Consider the following 26,974-nt stretch of genomic DNA (forward strand, 5'->3'; position numbering starts at 1 on the left):
AATCTACACTAATTTTCACAAATTTAATAGAACGCGGATTAGATCTGATAGCAGCTTTGATTAGCACAGATTAAAAACCCTTACACTAAGCTCACTAAGGTTTTGATCCCCTTTGCGAGCTCTCTTTCTTTTCCTCTGTGCACTTCGTGTTAATTCATGTCTAAATCTTTTAGTTCTTAGGTTCTTCATTGATAATTCTGAATTGTTAGTTATTGGTGTTTATTGGGTGAGGTTTAGTTAGTTTTTCTTATACTCCTTTATCTCCACACCCTTATAGTAGTGTTTGAGTATCTCCTCATAGGTTTTTCCTTTTTTAGAGAGACCATAGGCACCATATTGACTCATCCCAACTCCGTGTCCTGATCCCTTTCCAGTGAATACAAAGTAGTTTCCGCTGGATTTCACCCTAAATTGAGTACTGTATACCTTCCCATATCCAACTATACTCCTAAATTTGTTCCCTGTTATAATCTGGTTTTTATCCCCGTATACCCTGATCTTACTTACCCTGTTACTTTTGACCTCCATGACTTTGAGACCACTTACCCCGAATCCAAATTTTTTAGAAATTTCATTTTTAGAAATTTTAACTTCCCACTTTAATCTGGGTGACTTGGATTCATTCCCCCTGTCATTGACCGATCGGAGGTATGGGGTGGAATTCCCTCCCCATACATCTTCATTATTAGCTGTTACCCCCCCGCTGGTAGAATAGTAGAGAGCATTTATCGGTTCCCCGTCATATAATATAACCTTTCCACGGGTAGTATCTATGGATGAGTTTATCTTCTGATTTTCCCTGTCCATTCCCAGGTACATCTGAGAATTTACATTGTCAAACAGGTCAAATTCATCATATTTTGAATACCTCAATCCATAATATAGATACGACCTGGCAGCTAAACTCTGGGCTTTTATAGCTTCCTCAGGAAAATAATGCCCTATCTCCGATGGAACTACAGAATATATATAATCCTCTGATTGGACACTATTTAACGGCAGCACATTGTTTTTATAGGGAATAAATTCAAAATCCCCCCTATATCTGCTGAATGTTTTTCCGTCCAGACTGATCTTTATAATTGTTTCGGGAGCCCCCTTGTATAGGTAGATCTTAGGAGATTCTTTATCTTTAAATTTTATCTTATCTCCGCTCATTGATATAGTTTGGATATCCCCGGGTTTTAACTCATGGGTATAATATTCGTTCGATTTTATCTCTATAACAGCACTTTCATTCTCTGAGCTTATATATATTTTTTTTCCTTTAAAACGATTGATTCCTACTATTAGATCATCCTGTATATACTCTTCCCCATAGATTGTCAGACCAATAAATAAAAATATATAGAGTAATTTCATCCTAACACTCCTGTATTTTAGTTTCTTTTCCTTCATATATAAATAACAATTTTGTTTTTTTTCTTTCACCTGTGAAGATGTCTATATCAAACTCCTCCATCTCTGTATTTTTAAATCCCTGCCTGTTATTTTTAAATTTTGATTCCTCCACCAGTTTTTCCACCACTTCATGGTAATGGTCTCTATCCTTAGAGGATATAAACCACTCTGGATATTTTCCCGGTTTCCCTAAATTGATATAATCAAATTTTAGATATTCTATAAACCTAGTTTTTCTTTCACCATCTCCAAACTTCTTCTCATTGTAGAAATCCACCAAAAAGTTAAAGATAGCTAATTTTTTATGGGATACCTTAAAGTGGTCCTTTTCCTCATAGAAATCAGCCAGGTCCAGATAAAATTCAAAGGGTGAACTATAAAAATTATTTATCAGATAATCCACACTCTTTATAAAGTCACCTGAATTATAGTAAAAGTCTAATACTTCCTCTACATCCTTTAATTTTAGGAGTTCTTCATAGGTAATGTCATCGTTGGATATAACTTCATAGGGTGGAAATCCCATATATTTATAGTCAAATTCCTCTATCTGGCCGGATATCTCGGTACCTCTCAGGATCTTCAAGAATCCCAATTGAATCATCTCAGGTTTTAAATCATACACATAGTTAAATGAACTCTTAAAGGTCTCAAAATCTTCTTTTGGCAGACCTGCTATGAGGTCAAGGTGCAGATGGATATTATCCTTTATAGCCACTACATTTTTCGATAATTTCTCTAAATCATTTTTACGTCTGATCAACTTCATAGTACGGTCATTGATGGTCTGCACCCCTATCTCAAATTGAAATAGTTCTTTTGGCACTGTAGTTAAAAATTCTATTACCTCATCATCAAATAAATCTGCACTTATCTCAAAATGAAATGTAGTATTCGGCCTGTAGTTTTCTATTAAAAATTTCCATACTTCTATATAGTGATCTTTCTTTAAATTAAAAGTTCTATCTACAAATTTTACTAAATTCACCCCTGCATCTAAAAATGTCATAAGATCTCTTTTTACCCTGGGCAGGCTGAAACTTCTCACACTTTTTTCTATGGAAGACATACAGTATGAGCACCTGAATGGGCATCCCCTGGTGGATTCATAGTAAAATATCTTACCTTTGTTCTCCATTAATTCCCAATTTTCATAGGGAAATGGTATTATATCTAAATTTTCTATGGGAGTTTCATGTCCGTTAAACTTTATATCATCTTTATTTTTTTCATCTCTATAATAAAGCCCCAAGACATCTTTTTCCTCTTTTTGCAGGAGGTTGGTTATTATTTTTTCTCCCTCTCCTTCTATTATTCCATCTACCTCACTGTAAGTTTCCATTACCTCTGCAGCATTATATGACACTTCCGGCCCGCCTAGATAGATCTTCAGATTGGGATTTATCTTCTTTAATTCCACTATTATTTTGAATACAAATTCCCTGTTCCAAATATATGTAGATACCAACAATATCTCTGGTTTTGATTCTATTACTTCTCTGATAATATTTGGCAGCTGGTTATTGATGCTGCTTTCCACCATGGTAAGGTTATATCCCTCCACCTGTTCTATCATTTTTTTTATATATCTGATAGCTAAATTTGTATGAACAAATTTACTGTTTATCCCTAAAAGTGTTATGTTTTTCATATTTATTTACCCCTTCTCTATTTTGGTTTATTCTTATTCTCTTTCTGATAGTTCACATGTTCCCTGTATGTCTTTGTAAAATGATGACTATTTGTCCCATCATATGTGGCTACAAAAAAATAATATCCTGTACTGGCGGGGTTCAGACTAGCTTCTATAGCTAAACTTCCAGGGTTTCCAATGGGAGCAAGGGGCAATCCATGATTTCGATAGGTATTATACGGAGATTCTATCTTGAGATCTTTATAGTAGATCCTTCTTTTTTCATATCCAAATATATAGTTTACCGTGGCATCAGATTCCAGCCTCATCCCTTTCTTTATCCTGTTGTAAAATACCGATGCAATCAGAGGTTTTTCTATATCCAATACCGCTTCCCTTTCTATAATTGAGGCTAAGATCAGTTTTTCATAAAAATTCTGTTTATCTTTTTCATTTTTTCCGTAGTTCTCTACCGGGAATTCCCTTAAAAACTCTCCTAAGATGGTATCTATTATTACCCTGGGATTTGATCCCATAGCGAAATAATATGTTTCAGGAAAAAAATATCCTTCAAAGTTATTGTTAGGAGTAGGGTATGGAAATTTAACTTCCTTTAAGATTTTTTGAAATTCCACCTCAGTGATCATTCCCTTAGATATTAAGAGTTTTTTTATCTGTTCCACTGTAAATCCCTCTGGAATGGTCACTTTGATCATCTGAAAACGCCCTTCTTTTAAGATCTTAAAAAACTCTGATATTGTATATTCCCTGTCTAACTTATAATACCCGGCCTTTATCTCACTGGACACCCCTGATACTCTAAAATATATCTTTAAAAAAATGTCTTGTTTTATCCCAACTTTATCCAAAAACTCTCCTACACTTTCTCCCCTTGCAAATTCAACCTCTTTTTTTATATCTACTTTTTTCATATGGATTTCATAATAATAGGTGCTCATTCCCAAAAAAAATATTATCACTATACTAAATGTAAATATTTTTATCGTTTTCATTTTTTTTCAACTCCTTCTTAATTTTTCAAGTCTAACCTCAACGACTAATCTACTTTAATTTTATAAGTGATACTCCTTATATTATATACTATATCCCTGGAAAATAAAACATTAAAAAAGGGAAGGTACAATTCCCTCCCCTTAAAAAATATTAGTTCTTAGCTTTTTCTACTAATGGTCTTCCACCTTTTCTAGTAGCGTTTAATGCATGGATAATATCCTCTGCTTCAGAAAACGGAACCGTCATAAATGAAAATTCATTCATGATTTTGATATCTTTGATCTTTCTTCCTGGAACTTTAGCTTCCTTATTAACTATAGCTAATAATTTTTTAGCATCTAAGTTGTCTTTTTTACCCATTCCGATAAATAATCTAGTCTGGTTATCTAGAGTTTGTCTACCGCCTCTATCATCTCTTCTTCCATCTCTTCTATCATCTCTATCTCTTCTATCGCCTCTATCGCCTCTTTCATTTGATCTCATGTTGTTTCTGATTTTTCTATAAGTTTCCTTATCGAATTCATCATCATATACATGTCTTAATAGAGCTGCGATTACATCTATAGGATTACTTTCTACAGATAATTCAGTTGCCATTTCAGAGTATACTGAGAAATCTTTCTCTGCAATGATCTCTCCTACACAAGCGTATAAACTTTCTTTCTTAGCTTTTAAAACTTCCTCTATTTCAGGGATAGTTGATTTTCTGATCTCTGCATTAGCTACTCTTTTGATTCTGCTTAATTTTCCCATCTCTCTAGGAGTAACAAATGTTATAGCCACACCTTTTTTACCTGCTCTACCAGTTCTACCGATTCTATGTACATATGCCTCAGCTTCTTGTGGTATAGAATAGTTGATTACATGAGTAAGGTCATTTACATCTATTCCTCTTGCTGCTACGTCTGTAGCTACTAAGATATTTATGTTTTTAGTTTTGAATTTTCTAAGAGTTCTTTCTCTTTGGGCTTGTGATATATCTCCATGGATTCCTTCAGCTTCATATCCTCTTTCGATAAGTTTGCTTACTACACCATCTACATCATTTTTAGTTCTACAGAATACGATTCCGTAGAAGTCTACTTCTACATCTACAACTCTGCAAAGAGCTTCGAATTTATCTCCATCTCTTACTTCAAAGTAAATTTGTTCTGTATTTTTAGTTGTAAGCTCAGTGGCTTTAACTCTCATTACATCAAATTCACCCATATATTTTTTAGCTACTTTTAAAATTTCGTTAGGCATAGTTGCTGAGAAGAATAACATTTTCTTATCATCGTTAGTTGCTGCTAAGATAGTTTCGATATCCTCTACGAATCCCATGTTTAACATCTCATCTGCTTCATCTAAGATGAAGAAATCTAAGTTATCTATCGCTAAAGTTTTTCTTCTGATATGGTCTTGTACTCTTCCTGGAGTTCCAACTACGATATCTACTCCTCTTCTAAGAGCTCTGATCTGTTGGTCCATAGCTTGTCCACCATATACTGGAAGTACTGATAATCTTCTTTCACCTTTTAAAGAGTTGATCTCTTCTGCTACTTGGATAGCTAACTCTCTTGTAGGAGCTAAAACTATTGCCTTTACTCCTCTTTTGTTCTCATCCATCTTTTCTAAGATAGGTAATGAGAAAGCTGCTGTTTTACCTGTTCCAGTCTGTGCTTGACCGATTACATCTTTTTCACCGTTAAGAAGAGCCGGGATAGTAAGTGCCTGTATTGGACTTGGCTTTTCAAATCCTTTTTTTTCTAACGCTGCTAATGTCTTATCCGACAATCCTAATTTTCTAAATTCTACCATTTTTTCCATAGTTCACATCCTTATGTTTTATTAAGGCGGGATCAAATTTTATGCTCTATATAATGCTTTTACAAACAATTTATTCCATACGTGGGTATTCATTCGATCTTAAAATCAATACAATTTGAGTCCACCTTTATTTAAATTAACATCACAGTGTAACATATTAATTGAAAAAAAGCTAATACTATTTCAAAAAGTGTATGTTTTTCGTTATTTCATTTTTCGAATTCCGAATTATCTAACAATAAATAAAAAAGATCCCCATGGAATATGGAAACCTCTTTTATATCTATATATTCATTATCTCTACTACTGTTAACATATGGTCACTTAAACGTCTATAGTAATTTAATATATCCATATGTCCCGTACTCAACATAGGTTTTGGCTTTTCTCGTGCCATTCTGTCTAGATGACTCTTTCTAGCTTTTCTATACATGTTGGTAATATCAGTAGATTTTTTTACCGCTTCCATTGTTATATCTGCATTATTTGTTATATATGCATTGTTTACCAACTCAAAGAAATCCGCTACTGCATCATGCAGCATAAAGATATCTTCTTTTTTATATTTATTGAGAACTAAATCATTTTCTTTTAACCTGGAATATACTTTCATAATTCTCTCAGCATAGTCAGTTAAAGACTCATATTGGTCACAGATAGCTATATTTTTTCTTGTAACCATAACAAAGTGCTGTTCTATATCTAGTCCTAAAATTTGTGAATTTAATTCCGCTACTTCTTTTTGAACCATATCTGCTTTTTCTTCAATTCTAAATACCTCTGCTATTTCATCAGAATTTTTTGAAAGATTTTTATCTATTACTTTTTTTACCATCTCTAAAGATAATTTTATATCCTCACCTATAGAACCTACCTCTGCCTTTGTCTGTTCAATGGCTAAAGTAGGAGTTTCCAGCATCCTCACATCTAGATGTGTATATTTTTTTACCTTCACCTCATCATCTGGGATTAATTTCTTTAAAAAATTAGCCAGTGGTGTCAGCAAAAATATAAATAAGATTGCATTGGTAACATTAAAGATTGTATGAGCCGCTGCTAAAAAACCACTTATATTTACACTAGGGTCTACAATATGACCTATCATATTAGTATATATTCCATATATCGGAAGTACCCATAACAGTCCAAAAATATTAATAATCGTATGTGCATAAGCTGCTCTTTTTGCATTAGCTTTGGCTCCAAATGATGCTAAAAATGCCGTAATAGTAGTTCCGACATTTAATCCCATCACTATAGCTACACCAGTTTGTGCATCGATCAACCCTTGACTGGCTAACATTATAGTAATTCCTAAAGTAGCTGCCGAAGCTTGTACCACTGCAGTTAAGAAAGCTCCTACCATAGCTACTAAAAATGCACTTCCTATTCCTGTTACATGGAATTTTTGAAACATTTCAACAAATTCAGGCATAGCTCTAAGGGGCTCAAACCCATTTTTCATAAGCTCCATTCCAAAGAATATCAAACCTATTCCCATCATTAATTTTGATTTTTCTTTGCCTTTTTCAGTTTTGGCAAACATTCCGATGATAGCACCGATCCCTGCTAAAGGAAGTCCATATTTCCCTACTTTCAAAATAAGCAGCCAACCTACAGCAGTAGTTCCTATATTGGCTCCCAAAATAACCCCTAAAGCTTGAGTCAGGTTCATCAAACTGGCATTTACAAATCCAATTACCATAACTGTCGTTACAGATGAAGATTGAACTAAAATTGTAATTATTATTCCCACTAAAACACCTAAAAACCTGTTTTTAGTCACAATTGCAATTACATTTTTTAATTTATCTCCCGCTACTTTTTGCATTGCATGAGCCATATTTTCCATTCCATATAAGAAAATTCCTAATCCACCAACTACATTCAGCATTATATTCAATGCATTCCCCATTTCTTTACTCCTTTAAATAATTATTTCTACGTTTTTTTACATAATCTTTACATGTAATTTACAAGATTTTTACACAGTCTGTGAAATTATACAATAAGGCCTGTAAAAAGTCCATAAAAAAAGAGCACCTGAGTGCTCAAAATCTATATTTACAGTTGAATGTTAATCTTGTTGAATTATATATATTTTCTTCCTCTTGCTGAGTCACTTCAATAATTTGGTAGTTATATTTTCCATATAATATCTCAAACTCAACATTTTTAACGGTAATACCAACACCAACTCCATAATTTACCATCTGGTTAAAATCATTCAAAAACTTATCTAAATCTACGCCCTCTCCTTCAACTAAGTTAACTCCCGCTGAAAACAAATAACAGGGGGAAGATTGATCCTCTGGATCCAATAAATATTTTATTTTTGCATAATAAGGGATTATTTTTGTGCTTACTCCTATAGAAATATAGGCTGCTTCCCCTGTTTCAAACTCCAACCTCCTATAAAACTCTGTTGGTATCCCTACCTTTATCCTAGCCAGGAGAGAATCATCTTCCTGAATTTTTATTGTTCTGCCCTCTAGAGAAGGTAGAGGGTCTCTACCAAAACATATTCCACTGTACGCAAATACCAACAGAATAAGGCTATATCTTGTTAAAATAATAATCGACCCCTATGGAATTTTCCAGAGATAAAAATGTTTCCCCCTCTTTGAAAATGTATTCCTCTAAAAGGATATATTTTATTCCCTCCTCCTCATAAGTATACCTAAATTCTAGATCATCAATTTTTTTTGTATTTAGAGAATCCATTTGAAATTTTATATCTTTTTTAAATAATTTTTTCAGTAATTCACCATCTTTTTTATCTAATTTACACGGAAAATGATCTTTCTTCATTAATATTTCTAAAAATTCTTTTTTCATAAAAAACACCTCCATAAATTTATTCTTGATATCTAAATGTCACCATTTTTTTATCCACCTTTATCTAAAATTACCAAACATCTCCAATACGACCCCAATAACTTCTACTGCACCAGACAGTACAGAGATCTTAGCGAGAATTGCATATCTCTGTAGACCCTCATATTTATTAGCACTTCTCCAGATTGCAACACATATAAAAACAGTATAAATAAAAACAAAAACATTTAAAATAAACACAAATATAAAACCAACTTTTGTAGAAAATCCGATATTTTCATGTTCGATATAAGCAAAAATAATATTAAAAAATATATTGGCAATTACACCAAACTGCCAATATGTTATCACCAAAGGAATATCACCATACCACAGAGCTCTTATCAAACTTCTCATTTTTCTCCCCCTCTCATAATACCAATCTATCTAATTAACAGTTAACTATAAATTGCATAACAATATAAATAAAATAATGACTTTATTGATTTCAATATTATTAACTACTAAAAATAAACAGTTATTCCTTTAGAGTGAAATTTTTCAAATGATTTTTAATACATTTTTTCTGTAATTAATCCAAGCTTTTTCATCCTTAATTTTTAAAATCACCGGAATCTGTCTTTTCTCCCGCTTCCTCTAAAAATCTATGGATTTTTTTACCTTCCCTTTTATTCACCATATGTCTTCGCACCTTCATGGTTCCTGTGTAAGTTTCATCCTCTACAGTAAATCTGGAAACCAACAATATATCTTTAGGCTTTTGATAAGGAACCAGGTGACTGGTCAGCCTTTTCACCTCACTCTTCAATAAGATATTTAATTCCCCCTCATGTACTCCGTCATAATTTTCTGGAACTGTCAAACATGCATATAAATTTTTACATCCATCTCCTATAACCATTACGTCATCTATAAAATCTGACTTTTTCAATTCATTCTCAATAAATTCCGGGTGGATATTCTCGCCGCCTTTTAAAACTATCATGTTGGTTTTTCTGCCGCTTATATATAATTTTCTCCCCTTATAATAACCTGTATCCCCAGTATGGAGCCAGCCATCCTTTATAACTTTGGCACTTTCATCCCTATGATTCCAATACCCTTTCATAACACAGCTGCCCTTTAAAAGCAGCTCCCCCTTAAGATCTTTCCCTCTATTTCCCAATTCATCTAAAAAGGTGAAATCACCAAATGGCTGATCTGTCAGCCACTCCAATAAGTTTCCAGAACTCCCGTAACAGTAGTCCTCTAAACTATCTACACTGACAACTGGTGTAGCTTCAGAGAGCCCATACCCCTGCATCACAGGTATTCCTAAATAACCAAAATATCTTTGGAGATTTATATCCAGTGCCGCTCCTCCAGAGATAAATTCTTTGAGATTTTCTCCAAAAACAGATCTGATTTTCACCAATAATTTTTTATCCAAGATATCATAGATCTGTCTATATTCTTCATTGGGAATAAAATCAAACCTATCCCCCTTTACAAATGGTGCAACTTGTAACAATTTTTCATAGCTTTTCAGTGATTCTGCTCCAGCATTTTTTACCTGCTTTTCTATACTTCCCTTTATTATTTCCAGTATCCTGGGCACAGCCAGTATTATAGTAGGGTTAAATAGAGGGATGTTTCCAACGAAATTCTTTGAATTTTCTGTAAATCCCAGGCTGGATCCACTGCTTATAGACCCTATAACTTCTACAGCCAGGGAAAAACTATGCCAATAGGGCAGGATCGAATAGAGGCAGTCATCGGTTGTTAATTTTTTTATATTAACAATAGACTTTCCATTACTAACCAAATTTTTATGAGTAAGCATTACACCTTTTGGGTTCCCGGTAGAACCACTGGTATATATCAGAGCTCCGGTATCTTCTGAATTAGTTTCACATTCCTCTCTATAGATTGAACCTTTAGATAATTCATCTAATTTTTCCAGCAGAACAATCCTTGCCTCTGGATAGATATTTTTAATTTTTTCCTCCAATGAAGAAATTGTTAAAATAACTTTAGGAGTTGCATCCTCCAGTATAAACTTTAATTCCGCCTCCCTGCTATTTTCATTTATGGGAACAACAATTCCTCCTGCCATCCATACGGCATAAAGGGATTTTAACTGCTCCACAGATTTAGGAGTTATTATTCCTATCCTGTCTCCTTTTTTTATCCCTATTTTCGTTAAATATCCAGCCCATTTTAAAACTTTTTCTATTATTTCATCATATGTATAATTTCTCAAAGTTGATTTGACAAATATACCCTTTTTATATTTCTCCCTTGCTTTGAGTATACATTCTTTTAATGTTTTCATATCTAAATTCTCCTTTTTTCAAATTTTAATATAGATTTTAAGCACAATTAACATCAAAATCATACACTTAATTATAGCAGATTTTAAAATTAAATTAAAATCTAAATTTTAAAGGAATTTTATTGATTTTCTATATCTATATATAATACAGATATATTTCTATCTGTATCGAACCGACCTTATATAAAAAATTATTTTAGCTAGTCTGGAGGTATAATATGAAAAAATGGATGGATCACATATCGGAAGTGGAGATAAAAACTATTGAAAAAGTTCCAAATCATGAAAATTACTATACTTACTGTGATAAACACGATGTTCATCACCTGGTAGATGAGGAGAAGGAGCTGTGTTTTGGAAAAGAGATTGAAATCTTTGCCAATGGTGATTATGCAGTCACTAAAGATTATGATAATTGGACACTTTATCGGGATGAAACCCCTCTCTGTACAGGGGTTTGGGTTTCTTCTCATATGGACGGCAGCTACAAATATAAATTTTATAACGACTCCTCCAGCAAATATGTCGTTCGAACAGTTACTTCAGAGGGAGATCATAAGGATGAGATAGAAGGACACGAGGAACATAGGCTATAACGTGTATAAAAAATAGGAATTTACCATATTAGAATTCCTATTTTTTATTTTAGTCTAAAGTTTTATTGTTGATTTTCAAAATGACCGGAAGCTATCTTAACTCCAGTTCCTATCATATATACATCTTCTCCCAGTTCAATCTCCAAGTCTCCCAATAAATGCTGAACCACCACATTATCTCCCATAAGATCCAGTCTTTTAGCTACAATTGCTGATGCACAGCTTCCTGTCCCGCATGCCAGTGTCCGTCCGACTCCTCTCTCCCATGTTTTTATCCTTAATTTACCTTCCTCTATCTTACAAAAATTAACACTGGTATCTATTGGAAAAAAATTAAAGTCATTTATAAGGGGACCGTATTTATCTACAAATTCATTGGAAATATCCTCTACAAAAACTACAGTATGAGTAGTTCCCATAAATAAAGAAGTGATATGAAATTCTTTTCCCTCTACCACTATATTTTCATTAAATAACTCCCTTTGAGAATTAAATTTAATGGACTCGTGATGATAATTTTCCCTTCCCATATTAACCTTTACCATAAAGGGATCGGAGTTGATAATTTTCGCTTCTAAAATTCCCGCCCCTGTTCTAACTACTAAATCATCTTTACTTATTAAATTGTGATTTTTTAAATAAAGACAAAAACATCTAAATCCATTTCCACACATAGTATCAAAACTTCCGTCAGCATTATAAAAGATCATTTCATTATTATTGTTTTCATCTTTAGAAACAATAATTAACCCATCAGCACCAATACCAGTCTTCCTGTCACAAATATTTTTAGCCAGTTCAGAATATTTTAAATCTGTCCCTATCTCTCCTTCACCTACAATGATAAAATCATTTCCCAATCCATGATATTTTTCAAACCTCATAATCACCCCTCCTAAACTTAATCAAAATTTAAAATAAAAAGCAACGTGACGCTGCATCCAGATAACAAAAAAAGCCCACAGATTTTTATCTGTCGGCTTTTACCTTTTAAGTTACTGGAAACTTATCTGAATAAAATACCTTCAGATAGCGCTCCATTGAAAAATTCAATGACAGTGATATAATTATTCATTATACCCCCAGTAGTATTTTTCTGTTAAAAAATACCCTTCGGCAAAAAATCCTTTCATCCAGTTTCACAGACCAACCATCTCCACTAAACTACTGATATTCAATGCAACCTCTATCAACATTTAATTGTAATAGTATATTGTACCTCATAATCATAATAAATCAATATATAATTTAAATTATTATCTAACCTCTATTTTCAATTTTTTTTATTTTATACTTTTCAATCAGTTTTTTCATATTTTTTATATTCCTCTTCCATGGTTTCCTTGGCTTTTTTTAACTTTTCTTGGGACTCTATATAAATTCTCTTCTGAGTGATAATCTCACTGCTTTTTTTATCCTGAAACCCTCCCGTATAAAATTTTGCCAGAATAAAAATTAAAAAAAGGACTACCAAAAGTTCTATAATTTTCATTTCTACCTCCCTATTTCATAGAATATTTTCTTAGAATTTTGACTATCAGGAACATTTATTTAGATCTCTTCTTTAATTTTATATTATTTTTTGTAATTTCCTTTAAATCTATAGGAAAGTTGAGTTTTCGATTTTAAACAATTTTATAAAAAACCAGATGTTAACTTCTAAACATTAACAAGTCAGCATAAAAATTGATTTTAAGGTGTGCTTATGACATACACATTAATATCCAGTTTATTTTTAAAAAATAGATAATTTTTAATAAAAAAATTAAAATAATTATTAAAAAAAACTTAAATGTGGTATAAACTATTGTTATATATAATAACCTTACAAAACTATATATATATAGTTTTAAATAATATTTATTTTAGGGAGGGAGAGTGCAGTGAAAAAAGTAACGTGGTATTTAATAAGATGGTTCAGGTACTATATTTTAAAACCTCATTACCAAAAGTTCTATGGGAGCTTTGAAAAATATTGTAAACAAAGAAAAATCTATGAGAGAAAGAATCAAATCAAATAAAATTAGAAATCCCAACATGCATGAATTATTATTACAACCATAGGTATCAATGGAACTTAAAAAAGATGCCTCCCGTGCAGTACAGGAGTCATCTTTTATCAGTAGCCTAACTATACCTTTTTTTAGTGTCTTTAACAAGGGTTACAGTTTATTCAATAACAGTCCCCCTCCTTCTATCTTTTTAAATTATTTATGTTTTTTTTGTTTGTGTTATACACAAGACCAGTTGTATAAATAAGTTTACTCAGATGTAATAAGCCCATCTTTATACGAGATCTTAACCTCTTTATCGGTCAGAGGTATTTTTGTGGTAAGTTTTCCTGTAAAAAGCTTCTCTTTATAATATAATTTTCCACCTTTGAGATCCAAATTAGGGTCACCCATCTCAACCTCTTTTTTCATGCAGGCTGTAAATGACAAAGCGATGCACAATATTAAAAATTTTTTCATAATTTTCTCCTTTTTTACTCTTATAATTTATTCCTTCTATTATTTTTTCAATATATTGTGAGTTTTTCATCTAAAGATTTATATTAATGCTGCTATTGCTTCCACCTTTATAGTGGGGATTTTTAGGGTTTTTATGTCCTAGTGCATTCCCATTTGATTTATTACTTTTTTTATAATTACTGCTGTCATTTATTTGGATAGATCCAAGTTTCCCTTTTGCACTTATAGAGTCACATCCTACTAAAAATACCATTAATCCTAATATACATAGTGTTTTTTTCATTTTTTTCTCCTTTTTTAATATGTTTTATCTTCCTATATATATTTTATCAATTTTTATTCAAAATAACAAATGTCCATAAATCTCTTTCAATATAGAAATATATATATGGCATAACTGCACCCGACTTTTCACATGTTCTCGGATGAATATAGGAAAAAGAAAAAAAGGACTGTTTTTCAATAACAGCCCCTTCTTTTACCCTATCTTTTTAAATTATTTATGTTTTTTGTCTCCTCTGTTGTATACCAGGCCAATTCCATCTCCAAAAGGCAGAAGTACAAAATCTTCATTTTCATGTAAATATTCGATAAATTCATTTAATTTTCTTACTATAGTCTTAAATCTTTTAGGGTATTCATTGTATAGATACCCCCTAAACATGATGTTATCTATGAATATTATCCCGTCTTTTTTCAATAATTTATAAGAATCTTTATAAAAATCCATATATTTTCCCTTGGCTGCATCGATAAAGATAAAATCAAAAGTATCATCTAATTTCGGGATCTCTACAAGAGCATCTCCTAAAATTTGATTTACTCTGGAACTATATCCCATCTTTTCAAAGTTAACACGAGCTTCATTGTATCTGTCTTCATCTATCTCTATGGTTGTAATAGTGACATCTTCATTCCCCTGCAGCATTACACTTCCTGAATATCCAATAGCTGTTCCAACTTCTAATATATTTTTACTCTTATTGGATTTAATCATAAATTTCAGATACTCTGCCACTTCCTTTGTAACGATGGGTACATTATGTTCTTTTGCATATTCTTCCATCTCAAGAATAACTTCATTATTTTCTTTGATTTTAGAAATTACATACTCATTTGCTTTTATTAAATCATCTATCATAAATATCTCCTTTTTCATAAAGAAAAGGCAGACATAAAATCCACCCTTACATATTATTATATTTTTCTATTTTTCTATTTTCTTTAATTTAATCATATAGAATCCGTCTAAAAATTCATCGAATATATTAAGTCCGCCCAATTTATCAAAACTTCCATTTACATTAGGAGATATTTCTACTTTTTCCACCTCAAAGTTAGGATTTGTCTTCAAAAATCTAGTTACATTTTCAAGATTTTCCTTATTAAGGATAGTACAAGTACTATATACCAGAGTTCCTCCTACTTTTACCACTTTAGCAGCGGCATTTAATATATCCAGCTGTAATTTAGCTAATTCCTGTACATTTTTCATCTTCTTAGTATAAAGTACTTCAGGTTTTTTTCTTATTACTCCAAAACCACTGCATGGAGCGTCTACCAATACCCTGTCAAAAGACTCCGCACCAAATTCTGCGTCTACTAATCTGGCATCCATGAGCTCAGGATGAACTATATCTATCCCCATTTGCTTAGTTCTGCTTTCAATTAATTTCAGCTTATGCTCATGGATATCTAAGGCTACTATTTCACCTTCATTTCCCATCATCTCTGCCATAGCCATAGACTTACCTCCAGGAGCACTGCAGGTATCCAATATTCTTTCCCCTGGTTGAGGATCTAAGTATTTAGCAGCTAAGAATGAAGATCCATCCTGGACTGTAATCTGACCTCTTTTGAATTCACTAGTTTCTAATATCATTCCTGAATCTATATAATAAACATCTTCTACTTTTTTTAATATTTTTATACCTTTAATCTCTAATAATCCTAAAAAATCTTCCTCATTGTAGTTTAATTTATTTATTTTTACACTTATATTTGGAATTTTTTTATAAGATTTCAGTATCTCTAAATAATTTTCCTTATGTTCCCACTTAATCTCATCGAAGAACCATTTTGGATACGATAAAACTATGTCTTCCCTTCCCTCTTCTAATAATTTTTCTATATCTTCATCTTTTTCCCTGATAAATGATCTAAGTACACCGTTTACAAAACTTCCTATGAATGTTCCGCCTCTTAACTTAGCTACCTCTACCCCTTCATAAACTACTCCTGCATCATCTGAGTCCATAAAGTGTATCTGGTACATAGATAATCTAAGTAAGTTTCTTACCCACAATTTATCTATACTTTTCACTCTTTTATCTATTGAATAATCCAAAAACATTACATTTCTAATAACTCCATAAAATACTTCAGTAATAAATCCTTTTTCCCCACGAGTTAATCCCGGAAGTTCTGTTTCCTTCTCTTTAAAATAATCATTCAATAATATATTTGAAAATTTTCCATGCTCATACTGCGATAATAACCCTATTATATCCATTTTTAAACTCAAACTAACACCTCTTTTAATTTATTTGCTAAATATTATACCATAAATTCAAATAAAATTAATAATTAATAATTAGGAATTGATAATCATTAATTTTATTTTTTTCTATCCAAAAACTTTTGAAAATTTAAAGTTTATAAAGACTTAAGTTACCCCTAGCTGGATGCAACGTCACGCTGCTGTTTTACTTTACCTTTATTACTTTTATCTCAAAATTAAGGGTCATTCCTGCATAGGGATGATTCCCGTCTACGATGACTTTATCTTCCTCTGAGATAACCTCCTTTATTGTGAAAACTCCTACACCTTCATCTGTGTCAGCTTCAAATTCCAATCCTTCGTAAAGGCCCATCCCATCAAAATCTTCTATGGCCATCTCAATGGTAAGATTTTCATCATACTCTCCGTACCCTTTATCGGGAGTTATTTTCACATTAAATTTATCTCCTGCTTTTTTTCCTAAAAGAGCTTCTTCCAGCCCTATAACCACAGCTTCATCACCATAGGTAAAATTTAACTCATCACCCTTGGTAGTTTTATCCAATAAATTCCCCTTATCATCTCTCAATACAAACTCTAAAGTTACTTTTTTCCCATTTTCTATCTTCATTTTCTATCTTCTCCTTTTATAATTTTTTTTCACGAATTTCACGCCCCCTCTACACTAAGCTCACGAAGTTTTTTGAAATAAGATAACTAAGTCTTAGCTTCTTTTTGTGATCTTTGTGTCCAAGGTTTTTAATCTGTGTAATCTGCGACTGAGCCTTTTAATTTTTTACTTCTTTATTATACATTATATATTTTGAATTCCAATTGGTGTCCATCGGTGTTCATTGGTGCCAAGTTATTAGTTGTTCATTAAGACTTTGTAAAAATGATACCAGCTGTAAACTGCTGTTACTATGGATATTGGCACCAACAGATTAAAATACCATTTTCTCGTTTTATGTCTAAAGGTATACATCCCGATAAATCCACCTATTCCACCGCCTATAAAGCAGAGGAAAAATAATGCTTTTTCCGATACCCTGGAATAGTCTTTTTTAGCCTTATACTTGTCTATTCCAAAAATTAAAAAAGTTAACATATTAATAATACCTATATAAATATACACATATTTCATCTAACCCCTCCTAATATACTTTGACAAACAACTGTACTAACTATTATTGTGGCTGTTTCTATGAATTCAGAGATCGCCAAATCTCTTAGAGTTTTTTTCGACTCTTATAATTTTACCATATTTTCGTAAAAATATAAGCAATTTAAAAGAGGTTTTCAGTCTAATCACTAAAAACCTCTCCTAATTTTTATTTTATAAACTCTTTCAATGCTTTTGCCAGTTGATCAGGACATGATGTAGTCTTTTCTCTGCACCCAATTCCCTCTAATCTAGTTATTACATCCTGTATCTTCATTCCCTCTACCACAGCAGACAACCCTATTGCATTCCCAGGACATCCACCGTTGAATTTTACATTTTGTAAGACACCGTCTTCTATTTTAAAATCTATTGTTTTAGCACATACTCCACTAGTTGTAAATGTTTGCATCTTTTCCTCCTAAGTTTCTATTTGATTTTTCATCAAATATTGTAGCACCTTAGTCAGGAATTAGCAACTATTTTCCTCTCTACAAATAAGACTCATCCGGTTAGAACTATTTTATCTTTTTCCCTTCTATCTTCCATATCTCTTTTGCATACTGAGCTATGGTTCTGTCACTTGTAAATTTCCCTGCATTGGATATATTCATCCATGCTTTCTTAGCCCATCCCAACCTGTCTTCAAAGGCATCATCGATACTCTCTCTAACCTTTCTATAATCATTAAAATCCTGCAATACAAAGTAGTGATCCGGTGCATGCCAAGACGCCCCCACTAAGAGTGCATCATACAGTTCCTTAAACATTCCTGTGCCACCATCATCATAAGTTCCATCTATCAGCTGATCCATTACTCTTTTCAACCCTTTAGTTTCATTCATTACTTCAGTGGGATTATATCCTGATTTTTTTAATTCCACTATATCTTCCACCTTCATTCCAAAGATGAAGTTATTCTCGATTCCCGCTTCCTCCACTATCTCTACATTTGCCCCATCCAAAGTTCCAAGGGTCGGAGCTCCATTCATCATAAACTTCATATTCCCTGTTCCACTGGCCTCCTTTCCTGCTGTAGAAATTTGTTCCGATATATCTGCTGCTGGGAATATAAGTTCAGCTGGTGAAATATTGTAATTTTCCACAAATACAACCTTGATTCTTCCATCTACATCCGGATCATTATTTACAGCTTTTGCGACCTCATTGATTAATTTTATAATCCCCTTAGCTCTAAAATATCCGGCAGCAGCTTTAGCTCCAAAGATATAAGTTTTAGGAGTAACTTTCATATCAGGATATTCTTTTATTCTATTGTATAGATCCATTATATGGAATATATTTAATATTTGTCTCTTATACTCATGTAACCTTTTTACCTGTACATCAAATATAGAATCGGTATCCACATCTATTCCTGTATTTCCCTTTATGAATCCGGCTAATTGCTCTTTTTTTATGTTTTTTATATCTAAAAACCTATTTAATATATTTTCATCTGTCACATGGGTTTCTAGTTTTTTTAATTCACTGAGATCGGTAATCCAATTATCTCCAATTAATTCTGTAATTAATCCGGATAATTCAGGATTTGATTTCAACAGCCATCTTCTTTGAGTTACCCCATTGGTTTTATTTTGAAATTTTCCTTTATATAGCTCATACCAATCTTTTAATTCTGCATTCTTTAATATCTCTGTATGAAGTGCCGCCACACCGTTTACAGCATAGGAACCATGAATTGCAAGCCAGGCCATATGAATTAAGTTTGTATCCTCATCGATTATTGCCATCCTCTTTCTTCTTTCTAAATCTGCCGGATATTTTTCCTCCAATAATTCTTGAAATTGCACATGAATTCTTACAATTATATTGTATATTCTGGGCAATACCTGTTTAAATAATTCTGTATACCATTTTTCCAAGGCTTCCGATAAGATCGTATGATTGGTATATGCAAAGGTTTTTTTCACTATCTTCCATGCATCACCCCACAACAGTCCCTCTACATCTATTAGGATTCTCATTAATTCGGGTATAGCTACCACCGGGTGGGTATCATTTAATTGAATACTTGTAAAATCCGGTAACAAACTAAAATCAGTTCCATGCTTTAATTTAAATTTTCTAACAATATCCTGTAATGATGCTGAAGTAAAGAAATATTGTTGTTTCAGCCTTAATTTTTTTCCCTCATCGGTATCATCATTGGGATACAGAACTCTGGATATATTTTCTGCTTCATTCTTTTCCCTCATAGCTTCTACATAGTTTTGCTCATTGAATTCTCCCAGATCCAGTTCCTCTACTGGTTCTGCCTGCCATAACCGGAGTGTATTTATATTATTAGTTCCATATCCAATGATTGGTGTATCGTAAGGCACTGCCATTACACTCTCATCTTTATTAAATCTTATTTCTACCTTATCCCTGTCCTTTCTCAGACTCCAAGGATCCCCGTATTTTAACCAGTTATCTGGATATTCCACTTGAAATCCATCTTCAAATTGCTGCCTGAACATCCCAAATCTATATCTGATCCCATATCCTGTTCCAGGCAGATTTAGTGTAGCCATCGATTCAATAAAACAGGCTGCTAATCTTCCTAATCCACCATTACCTAACCCTGCATCCGATTCAGCGCTCTCTATCTTATTGATATCAATATTTAACTCCTCCAATAACTCCACAACCCCGTCATAGACCCCTAAGTTGATTAAGTTGTTACTGAATGCTCTTCCCATTAGATATTCAGCAGAAAAATAAAACGCTTCCCTCCCTTTATTATATCGGTCTTCGGTAGCTTTCCAAGATCCTCCTATCTCCTCCATTATTGTTTGAGATAGTGCATCATATATTTCAAAATCAAGCCCTTCAGATAATTTTTTCCCGTATTTAACTAATAATTTTTTCTCCAAACCTGTTTTAATTATGTCTTTTTTAAATTTCATATATTCCCCCTATATGCCTGCGGCAAACTAAAAATAATTTAAAATCAATTTCTCTTTTTTGTCCAAAGTTTTTTCCTATCTATCGTATTTAATCGTCATTTCCTTTATTTTTTTTGCCAATTTATCGGTGAGTTCATCACCTTTTAATCTCCATTTCCAGTTATTTCCCAATGTCGACGGCATATTCATCCTGGCTCTATTGTCCAGTCCCAAAAAATCCTGCATCTGTGCCACAACTATATCTGAATTGGATTTCCAGATAGCCTCTATAAATATATCGTTTATTTTTTCGCTCTTAATTTTTTTTAATTTTAAATATTTTTTCAAATATTTTTTTGCATGTTTCTTATCATTTTCTACTACATTTTCATACCAGCCTACCACAGTTTCGTTATCATGGGTCCCTGTATAAGCCACTGAATTTTTAGGATACTTATGAGGCAGATAGTCACTCTCCTCCCTTGAATCAAAAGCAAATTCCAATATTTTCATCCCTGGATACCCGCTATCTTTCAGAAGTTTTCTTACCCCCTTAGTTAAAAAGCCCAGATCTTCAGCAATGATAGGCAGATCCCCTAATTCACTCTTTATTGCTTTAAACAGCTCTATTCCCGGTCCTTTTACCCATCTTCCGGGTCTGGCGGTGGGTGCATCTGCCGGTATCTCCCAGTAGGATTCAAATCCCCTAAAATGGTCTATCCTTACCAGGTCATATAGTTCAAATGCTGCCCTCATCCTCTCGATCCACCACGAGTACCCTCTTCTTCTCATAATTTTCCAGTTATAGAGGGGATTCCCCCACAGCTGCCCTGTACTGCTGAAAGCATCTGGAGGACATCCTGCCACAACCTTCATATTTTTTTCCTCGTCAAATAAAAATAACTCTGTTTTTAACCATGCATCTACACTGTCGCCAGATATAAATATAGGCAGATCCCCCATTATCTTTACCTTATTCTCGTGGGCATACCTTTTCAACCTTCCCCACTGAGTATAGAATAAATACTGCAGGTAGATATAATAATCTATCTCATTTTTCAGTTCTATCCTGTATTTTTTTAAGGTATTGATATAAGCAAATTTTTCTTCCTTCACCCATTTTGTCCACTCTTTTCCGTTATTTTTATCTTTCAACGCCATGAATAGTGCGTAATCATCTATCCAGTAAAAGTGTTTTTTCTTAAATTTTTCTATCTCTTCTAAAAAATCTCCTCCCTCATTTGAGTAGGCTTTTTTCAAAAGTTTTAATTTATTTCTATATAGTTTTTCATAGTCTATATACTCCCTATTATCTCCTAAATCGGTGTCTTCCACCTCTTCCCTGTCCAGCCCCCCTCTATCTGTCAATTCTTCTAAATCGATAAAATAAGGATTCCCTGCAAAGGCTGAAAAAGACTGATACGGCGAATCCCCGTAGGAAGTTGTTCCCAGTGGTAAAATTTGCCATATTTTTTGCCCTGATTTTTTTAAAAAATCAACAAATTCATAGGCCTCTTTTCCAAAGGTTCCTATCCCTCTGCCTCCGCCTAAAGATGAGATGTGTAACAATATCCCACTGCTTCTTTCAAACATATTTATTCCCCCCATCGCCTATGGCAATTAATAATTTAAAATTTATAATTGAATTTAAAACCTTCCACTAAGTTATCTCATAACTTTAAAATCCATCCTTTGATTAGCTTTAAGTTTTAAAAGTATTTTTTCTTTTTGGAATCGTTTCCATATAATCTTAATACAAATAACAACAATTGTCAAGAAAGTCTTCTTTTTTTTTACATTTGTTGTTGTTTTAAAACAAATTGTCTGATTAGAGTTGGTGAAATGCTAGTTTTTTTTAAAAATCTTAGTCATAATAATAAAAACACCCCTTTATTAGGAGTGTTTTCAGCAGGTACAATCAGAACTTACTTGTATATCCAAACCTTATAAAGGCTGTATCGTCTGCCTTCCCGGTTGAATTTTCATCATTTTGTTCTACATAGTACCCGCCTTTTAAATAAATCAAATTATTTTCATCCAGTAATTTACTTACCTGGATCGATGGCTCTGCATACAATACATAAGTTTCATGTCCTTCTACCCCGCTTCCACTTACATTATTCAGATCATCAAAATGTCTAGCCCCAAATGAATACGGATCGAACCCACCCTCCAGCAATGCCTCTAGTTTTATACCATTCCCGGCATTATACAGCGGATAGTCAGCATATACATAGGCTTCTATGTTTACATTGTTATAATCATCTGAACCATCCCCGACGAAAGTATAGTCATAGTAGATATTTCCTTCCACTGCCAAATAATCATTTATTGTGTAGAAGTTTTCAAATGATGATGTGAATAAATAATCATTAGTTGTATCTTCAGTTTCTGGTGAAGTATGCTGAAATGCTATACCTGCCCTCAAGTGGGAGCTTAATCCTTCAACATCTGTAAATAAGTGCCATGTAGGCTGCACTCTGAAATATTGTTGATTCCCTACATCGCCGCTACCATATGTGTTTGTCTTTAACTCTGTTCTGATTATCATACCCTCAACAGAAGTTTGAGTATGTAGTCTAAATCTCATCTCTGTACTGTCCCCTGCAGTATTGCCGCTGTCCCTGGTATCTCCAAAATCTCCATAACCTACGTTACTGTAATGTCTCAGTCTCATCTCTAATCTGTTGTTTTCACTTAGATGCAAGTTTCCATTTATTTCCAGCCTGTTTTCATCAAATCTCACCCTGTCGTTGATGTTAAAAATACTTGATTCTTTTTGCTCCTTTGTCTTCAATACCTCAGCATCACTGTCCTCCATTGCGAAGGATACCATTCCCATTGTCACCAACCCAGTCAATACAACTATTTTTTTTATATTCATCTCTTTCCCTCCAAAATAAATATTTTTAATTTCTGTACCCAGTTAATTGATCTGTTATAATTTACATCCTCAATCTAAAAATTCCTTTTTTATTTTCCTGCCTCTTTTAAAAAATTCCCGACAACTTTCAATAAAATAATAAAATGAAGGCGATCCATAAGTAAATTTCACTTTTAAACAACTACTAAATAATATATTTTTCTAGTAGATTTAGTAGTCAAAAAAGAGGCATAACCCTTTTGGATCAGCCTCTTTGAATATAATTTTTATAAAATTTGATTAGAATGCAGATGAAAATCCTACTGTTACGAATGCTGTATCATCAACATTCCCAGTTGAATTAGATTCATTTTGCTCTACATAGTATCCACCTTGTAAGTAAACTGAGTTGTTCTCATTTAATGTTTTAGTAGCCTTAACTGATGGCTGAGCATAAAGTACATATGATTCTCCACCCTCATTATCTTTTGAAACATTGTTTAAGTTGTCAAATTCTCTAGAACCAAATGTATACGGGTCTGATCCACCTTCGAATAATGCCTCTACCTTTATTCCGTCAGCATTATATAATGGATAGTTAGCATACGCATATGCCTCTATGTCTACATTATGGAATTTATTACTATTTCTAGCAAATGTATAGTCGTAGTATATATTTCCTTCAATTGCGAAATAATCATTTATTGTATAGTAGTTTTCAAATGATGATGTAAACGAGAAATCTTCTCCATCTCCAGAAATATGATTCACCCCAAACCCTACCCTCAAGTGGGAGCTTAATCCTTCAACATCGTTGAATAAATGCCATGTTGGTTGTACTCTGAAATATTGCGTACTGTCTTCTCCTTCATATGTATTTGTCTTTAATTCTGTTCTGATTATCATATCCTCAACAGAAGTTTGAGTATGTAATCTAAATCTCATCTCTGTACTGTCCCCTGCAGTATTGCCGCTGTCTCTACTGTCTCCAAGATCTCCACTACCTACGTTACTGAAATGCCTAAGTCTCATCTCTAATCTGTTATTTTCATCTAAATGTAAGTTTCCATTTATTTCCAATCTGTTTTCATCAAATCTCACCCTGTCATTGATGTTAAAAATACTTGATTCTTTCTGTTCCTTCGTCCTCAACACCTCAGCTTCACCCTCTTCCATTGCGAAAGATACCATTCCCATTGTCATTAATCCAGCTAATAAAGCTATTCTTCTCTTGTACATCTCTTCCCTCCAAAATAAATTTTTTTTAATTTTTGTACCCTGTAAATTGATCTTTTATAATCTACACCACCGTCCAAAGAATTCCTTTTTTATTTCCTGCCTCTTTTAAAAAATCCCGATAATTTTCAATAAAATAACAAAAAAAAAGGTAATCAAAAAGAGGCACAACCCTGGGGTCAGCCTCTTTGAATATAACTTTCATAAAAATTAATTAGAACTTACTTGTGAATCCCACTCTTACGAATGCTGTATCATCTACATTCCCAGTTGAGTTTTTATCATTTTGTTCTACATAGTATCCACCTTGTAAATAAACTGAGTTGTTCTCATTTAATGTCTTACTTGCCTTAACTGATGGCTCTGCATACAATACATAAGTTTCATGACCTTCTGAAGGAGTTTCTTTATTAACATTGTTTAAATCTCCAAAATGTCTGTTTCCGAATGAATATGGATCCATTCCACCCTCTAATAATGCCTCTACCTTTATTCCGTCAGCATTGTATAATGGATAGTTAGCATATACATATGCCTCTATGTCTACATTGTTATAATCTTCAGTACCTTTACCACCGAAATTATAGTCATAGTAGATATTTCCTTCGATTGCTAAATAGTCATTTATTGTATATGCGTTTTCAAATGATGATGTGAATGAATAAGCATTCTCTGAAGATGCTGCATCTGGTGAAGTATGTTTAAATGCTAAACCTGCCCTTACATGAGAGCTTAATCCTTCAACGTCTGTAAATAAATGCCATGTCGGCTGTACTCTGAAGTATTGTTGATTTCCACCATCGCCACTACCGTATGTGTTTGTCTTTAATTCTGTTCTAACTACCATATCCTCAACAGATGTTTGAGTGTGTAATCTTAACCTCATTTCTGTTCTATCCCCTGCAGTATTACCACTGTCTCTATTATCTCCAAAATCTCCATTACCTACACTACTGTAATGTCTAACTCTCATCTCTAATCTGTTATTTTTATCCAAGTGTAAATTTCCATTCATCTCTAATCTGTTTTCATCAAATCTTACCCTGTCGTTGATGTTGAAAATACTTAATTCTTTTTCCTCTTTTGTCTTCAATACCTCAGCGTCACTACTCTCCATTGCGAAAGATACCATTCCCATTGTCATTAATCCAGCTAATAAAGCTATTCTTTTCTTGTTCATCTCTTTCCTCCTAAAAATAAATAATTTTAATTTTTCTTGAATAAATTAATCGAATTTAATCTACAGCTAAAATTAATTAAATTTAATTAATCTGATAGCTTGATAGAAGTTTACTTCAAATATCCGACTTCCACAATGGTTGTTTTATTAAACCGTTCATCTATTAAACTTTATGAAAACCAGTGTTTTTGCCTAATATTTAATTATTAATGTGTTAAAAAAAACACTCCCTGGATAGAAAGTGATTCTTAATATATTCTTCACAATGAGTATCTACAGAATGCTCCATCCTTCTTTTGTTCGACCTACTTCTCTTTTAAAAAAAATTAATTTTTTTGATTCAAGTTAATTTATTTTAATTTGAAACAAAATTTACATCCACCTAATTTTTTTAATGGATTTTTTATTCAATGGTTTCCTTTTTTTCTAATCATAATAAAAAAAAAAGACATGACCCCTCACGCCTTAAAAATTATTTTTCTTTCAAATATTCCGGTGTCTTTGTCCCCAAGGTAAGTCTCATATCCATCAATATTTCGACCATCTTATTTCTATATATTTCATATTCAAACTTCTCTTCCCCGGTCATATTTTTTATGGTATCTGCATAGATCTCTTTTACCCCTTCTATCACTATTTTTTCACCTGATTCTGTTAAATATAGTGGTTTTTTTACGAGTGACCCTACCATCTCTATTTTTTTCTCCAAATACCCCATCTTCTCCAACTTACCGACTATTTGATTGGCTCTAGATTTAGTTAACATTGTATATTTTAAAAGGTTATACTGGGTTTCTCCCGGACTTTTTTCTAGATGACGCAGCATATAATACTCTTTAAAACTTATATTATATTTTTCCAGCACACCATTTAACAACTCTTTCCCAGCCATTGAAATAGCGTTTGCTACTGTTAAAATATCTATAATTATCTCTTTATCTTCCAATTTTAACCACCTCACTTTTCCCCTAGATAAAAAGTATACCCTTTTTTTTATTTTTTTTCAATTTAAAATACAGGAATCCTCCTATTTTTGTACACAACATTTTTACTTTCAGCACATATT

At 32.9% G+C, this 26,974-nt stretch carries 25 protein-coding genes and 1 riboswitch; of the genes, 1 reads left to right on the plus strand and 24 read right to left on the minus strand.

The annotated features are described in order from the left end of the window. Positions 1 to 237: 237 nt before the first annotated feature. The 9 genes from DYH56_RS01695 to DYH56_RS01735 form a co-directional block, all read right to left on the minus strand. Entirely contained in the window at positions 238 to 1,362 is a 1,125-nt protein-coding gene (locus DYH56_RS01695; RefSeq protein ID WP_158539011.1) for a SpoIID/LytB domain-containing protein, read from the minus strand. A gap of 1 nt (position 1,363) precedes the next feature. Beyond that, positions 1,364 to 3,052 carry a B12-binding domain-containing radical SAM protein gene (locus DYH56_RS01700; RefSeq protein ID WP_114641119.1) on the minus strand — a complete coding sequence of 563 codons (1,689 nt, stop codon included), beginning with the start codon at positions 3,050 to 3,052 and terminating at the stop codon, positions 1,364 to 1,366. Positions 3,053 to 3,069: 17 nt separating this feature from the next. Continuing rightward, the gene (mltG, locus tag DYH56_RS01705; protein ID WP_114641120.1) at positions 3,070 to 4,047 is read right to left on the minus strand and encodes an endolytic transglycosylase MltG; all 978 of its coding nucleotides are present in this window, start codon (positions 4,045 to 4,047) and stop codon (positions 3,070 to 3,072) included. A gap of 151 nt (positions 4,048 to 4,198) precedes the next feature. Beyond that, positions 4,199 to 5,857, minus strand: coding sequence for a DEAD/DEAH box helicase (locus tag DYH56_RS01710; protein WP_114641121.1), 1,659 nt, complete (start codon positions 5,855 to 5,857; stop codon positions 4,199 to 4,201). 283 nt (positions 5,858 to 6,140) lie between these two features. Further along, positions 6,141 to 7,772 carry a Na/Pi cotransporter family protein gene (locus DYH56_RS01715; protein WP_114641122.1) on the minus strand — a complete coding sequence of 544 codons (1,632 nt, stop codon included), beginning with the start codon at positions 7,770 to 7,772 and terminating at the stop codon, positions 6,141 to 6,143. Between the two features lie 136 nt (positions 7,773 to 7,908). Beyond that, positions 7,909 to 8,265, minus strand: coding sequence for a hypothetical protein (locus DYH56_RS01720; RefSeq protein ID WP_114641123.1), 357 nt, complete (start codon positions 8,263 to 8,265; stop codon positions 7,909 to 7,911). A gap of 148 nt (positions 8,266 to 8,413) precedes the next feature. After that, positions 8,414 to 8,695 (minus strand): hypothetical protein, encoded by a 282-nt coding sequence (locus tag DYH56_RS01725; RefSeq protein WP_114641124.1) that lies wholly within the window; start codon positions 8,693 to 8,695, stop codon positions 8,414 to 8,416. A gap of 60 nt (positions 8,696 to 8,755) precedes the next feature. Continuing rightward, positions 8,756 to 9,091 (minus strand): hypothetical protein, encoded by a 336-nt coding sequence (locus DYH56_RS01730; RefSeq protein ID WP_114641125.1) that lies wholly within the window; start codon positions 9,089 to 9,091, stop codon positions 8,756 to 8,758. 196 nt (positions 9,092 to 9,287) lie between these two features. Next, a complete protein-coding gene (locus DYH56_RS01735) occupies positions 9,288 to 11,009 on the minus strand; it encodes an AMP-dependent synthetase/ligase (protein ID WP_114641126.1) in 1,722 nt (573 codons plus the stop codon). 218 nt (positions 11,010 to 11,227) lie between these two features. Here DYH56_RS01735 and DYH56_RS01740 point away from each other — a divergent pair, with 218 nt between their 5' ends. Then, positions 11,228 to 11,605: a hypothetical protein gene (locus DYH56_RS01740; RefSeq protein ID WP_114641127.1), complete on the plus strand. Its 378-nt coding sequence runs from the start codon at positions 11,228 to 11,230 to the stop codon at positions 11,603 to 11,605. Between the two features lie 62 nt (positions 11,606 to 11,667). Here DYH56_RS01740 and dapF read toward each other — a convergent pair whose 3' ends face one another. The 15 genes from dapF to DYH56_RS01810 form a co-directional block, all read right to left on the minus strand. After that, positions 11,668 to 12,489 (minus strand): diaminopimelate epimerase, encoded by an 822-nt coding sequence (dapF, locus tag DYH56_RS01745; protein ID WP_114641128.1) that lies wholly within the window; start codon positions 12,487 to 12,489, stop codon positions 11,668 to 11,670. 138 nt (positions 12,490 to 12,627) lie between these two features. Next, a riboswitch (Lysine riboswitch) is annotated at positions 12,628 to 12,802 on the minus strand. A gap of 100 nt (positions 12,803 to 12,902) precedes the next feature. Then, the gene (locus tag DYH56_RS01750) at positions 12,903 to 13,097 is read right to left on the minus strand and encodes a hypothetical protein (RefSeq protein ID WP_114641129.1); all 195 of its coding nucleotides are present in this window, start codon (positions 13,095 to 13,097) and stop codon (positions 12,903 to 12,905) included. A gap of 769 nt (positions 13,098 to 13,866) precedes the next feature. Next, positions 13,867 to 14,076: a hypothetical protein gene (locus tag DYH56_RS15775; protein ID WP_147269579.1), complete on the minus strand. Its 210-nt coding sequence runs from the start codon at positions 14,074 to 14,076 to the stop codon at positions 13,867 to 13,869. A 70-nt stretch (positions 14,077 to 14,146) separates the two neighbouring features. After that, positions 14,147 to 14,359, minus strand: coding sequence for a hypothetical protein (locus DYH56_RS01755; protein ID WP_114641130.1), 213 nt, complete (start codon positions 14,357 to 14,359; stop codon positions 14,147 to 14,149). A gap of 213 nt (positions 14,360 to 14,572) precedes the next feature. Next, the gene (locus DYH56_RS01760) at positions 14,573 to 15,217 is read right to left on the minus strand and encodes an O-methyltransferase (protein WP_114641131.1); all 645 of its coding nucleotides are present in this window, start codon (positions 15,215 to 15,217) and stop codon (positions 14,573 to 14,575) included. 66 nt (positions 15,218 to 15,283) lie between these two features. Then, on the minus strand, positions 15,284 to 16,600 hold the full coding sequence (gene rsmB, locus DYH56_RS01765; RefSeq protein WP_114641132.1) for a 16S rRNA (cytosine(967)-C(5))-methyltransferase RsmB: 1,317 nt from the start codon (positions 16,598 to 16,600) through the stop codon (positions 15,284 to 15,286). A gap of 181 nt (positions 16,601 to 16,781) precedes the next feature. Beyond that, on the minus strand, positions 16,782 to 17,207 hold the full coding sequence (locus DYH56_RS01770) for an FKBP-type peptidyl-prolyl cis-trans isomerase (RefSeq protein ID WP_114641133.1): 426 nt from the start codon (positions 17,205 to 17,207) through the stop codon (positions 16,782 to 16,784). 237 nt (positions 17,208 to 17,444) lie between these two features. Next, a complete protein-coding gene (locus DYH56_RS01775; protein WP_114641134.1) occupies positions 17,445 to 17,720 on the minus strand; it encodes a DUF1294 domain-containing protein in 276 nt (91 codons plus the stop codon). 187 nt (positions 17,721 to 17,907) lie between these two features. Continuing rightward, complete coding sequence (locus DYH56_RS01780) at positions 17,908 to 18,150, minus strand: TIGR03905 family TSCPD domain-containing protein (RefSeq protein WP_114641135.1); 243 nt, start codon at positions 18,148 to 18,150, stop codon at positions 17,908 to 17,910. A 106-nt stretch (positions 18,151 to 18,256) separates the two neighbouring features. Next, a complete protein-coding gene (locus tag DYH56_RS01785) occupies positions 18,257 to 20,650 on the minus strand; it encodes a glycogen/starch/alpha-glucan phosphorylase (protein WP_114641136.1) in 2,394 nt (797 codons plus the stop codon). 75 nt (positions 20,651 to 20,725) lie between these two features. Further along, the gene (malQ, locus tag DYH56_RS01790; protein WP_114641137.1) at positions 20,726 to 22,222 is read right to left on the minus strand and encodes a 4-alpha-glucanotransferase; all 1,497 of its coding nucleotides are present in this window, start codon (positions 22,220 to 22,222) and stop codon (positions 20,726 to 20,728) included. A gap of 325 nt (positions 22,223 to 22,547) precedes the next feature. Then, positions 22,548 to 23,513 carry a FomA family porin-like outer membrane protein gene (locus DYH56_RS01795; protein ID WP_114641138.1) on the minus strand — a complete coding sequence of 322 codons (966 nt, stop codon included), beginning with the start codon at positions 23,511 to 23,513 and terminating at the stop codon, positions 22,548 to 22,550. 279 nt (positions 23,514 to 23,792) lie between these two features. Continuing rightward, positions 23,793 to 24,731: a FomA family porin-like outer membrane protein gene (locus tag DYH56_RS01800; RefSeq protein ID WP_114641139.1), complete on the minus strand. Its 939-nt coding sequence runs from the start codon at positions 24,729 to 24,731 to the stop codon at positions 23,793 to 23,795. A 211-nt stretch (positions 24,732 to 24,942) separates the two neighbouring features. Next, positions 24,943 to 25,908: a FomA family porin-like outer membrane protein gene (locus DYH56_RS01805; protein ID WP_114641140.1), complete on the minus strand. Its 966-nt coding sequence runs from the start codon at positions 25,906 to 25,908 to the stop codon at positions 24,943 to 24,945. A 472-nt stretch (positions 25,909 to 26,380) separates the two neighbouring features. Further along, positions 26,381 to 26,854: a MarR family winged helix-turn-helix transcriptional regulator gene (locus tag DYH56_RS01810; RefSeq protein ID WP_114641141.1), complete on the minus strand. Its 474-nt coding sequence runs from the start codon at positions 26,852 to 26,854 to the stop codon at positions 26,381 to 26,383. Positions 26,855 to 26,974: the final 120 nt, after the last annotated feature.

Source organism: Psychrilyobacter piezotolerans (genome assembly GCF_003391055.1).
Lineage (GTDB): Bacteria > Fusobacteriota > Fusobacteriia > Fusobacteriales > Fusobacteriaceae > Psychrilyobacter > Psychrilyobacter piezotolerans.

Bases quoted from the DNA above. Each gene is read 5' to 3' on its own strand.
- DYH56_RS01760 (WP_114641131.1), bottom strand. From the start codon at position 15,217: ATGATAGATGATTTAATAAAAGCAAATGAGTATGTAATTTCTAAAATC.
- DYH56_RS01775 (WP_114641134.1), bottom strand. From the start codon at position 17,720: ATGAAATATGTGTATATTTATATAGGTATTATTAATATGTTAACTTTT.
- DYH56_RS01740 (WP_114641127.1), top strand. From the start codon at position 11,228: ATGAAAAAATGGATGGATCACATATCGGAAGTGGAGATAAAAACTATT.
- DYH56_RS01725 (WP_114641124.1), bottom strand. From the start codon at position 8,695: ATGAAAAAAGAATTTTTAGAAATATTAATGAAGAAAGATCATTTTCCG.
- DYH56_RS01730 (WP_114641125.1), bottom strand. From the start codon at position 9,091: ATGAGAAGTTTGATAAGAGCTCTGTGGTATGGTGATATTCCTTTGGTG.
- DYH56_RS01735 (WP_114641126.1), bottom strand. From the start codon at position 11,009: ATGAAAACATTAAAAGAATGTATACTCAAAGCAAGGGAGAAATATAAA.
- DYH56_RS01795 (WP_114641138.1), bottom strand. From the start codon at position 23,513: ATGAATATAAAAAAAATAGTTGTATTGACTGGGTTGGTGACAATGGGA.
- DYH56_RS01805 (WP_114641140.1), bottom strand. From the start codon at position 25,908: ATGAACAAGAAAAGAATAGCTTTATTAGCTGGATTAATGACAATGGGA.
- DYH56_RS01695 (WP_158539011.1), bottom strand. From the start codon at position 1,362: ATGAAATTACTCTATATATTTTTATTTATTGGTCTGACAATCTATGGG.
- malQ (WP_114641137.1), bottom strand. From the start codon at position 22,222: ATGTTTGAAAGAAGCAGTGGGATATTGTTACACATCTCATCTTTAGGC.
- DYH56_RS15775 (WP_147269579.1), bottom strand. From the start codon at position 14,076: ATGAAAAAATTTTTAATATTGTGCATCGCTTTGTCATTTACAGCCTGC.
- dapF (WP_114641128.1), bottom strand. From the start codon at position 12,489: ATGAGGTTTGAAAAATATCATGGATTGGGAAATGATTTTATCATTGTA.
- DYH56_RS01780 (WP_114641135.1), bottom strand. From the start codon at position 18,150: ATGCAAACATTTACAACTAGTGGAGTATGTGCTAAAACAATAGATTTT.
- DYH56_RS01755 (WP_114641130.1), bottom strand. From the start codon at position 14,359: ATGAAAAAAACACTATGTATATTAGGATTAATGGTATTTTTAGTAGGA.
- DYH56_RS01770 (WP_114641133.1), bottom strand. From the start codon at position 17,207: ATGAAGATAGAAAATGGGAAAAAAGTAACTTTAGAGTTTGTATTGAGA.
- DYH56_RS01785 (WP_114641136.1), bottom strand. From the start codon at position 20,650: ATGAAATTTAAAAAAGACATAATTAAAACAGGTTTGGAGAAAAAATTA.
- DYH56_RS01700 (WP_114641119.1), bottom strand. From the start codon at position 3,052: ATGAAAAACATAACACTTTTAGGGATAAACAGTAAATTTGTTCATACA.
- DYH56_RS01750 (WP_114641129.1), bottom strand. From the start codon at position 13,097: ATGAAAATTATAGAACTTTTGGTAGTCCTTTTTTTAATTTTTATTCTG.
- DYH56_RS01800 (WP_114641139.1), bottom strand. From the start codon at position 24,731: ATGTACAAGAGAAGAATAGCTTTATTAGCTGGATTAATGACAATGGGA.
- mltG (WP_114641120.1), bottom strand. From the start codon at position 4,047: ATGAAAACGATAAAAATATTTACATTTAGTATAGTGATAATATTTTTT.
- DYH56_RS01715 (WP_114641122.1), bottom strand. From the start codon at position 7,772: ATGGGGAATGCATTGAATATAATGCTGAATGTAGTTGGTGGATTAGGA.
- DYH56_RS01710 (WP_114641121.1), bottom strand. From the start codon at position 5,857: ATGGAAAAAATGGTAGAATTTAGAAAATTAGGATTGTCGGATAAGACA.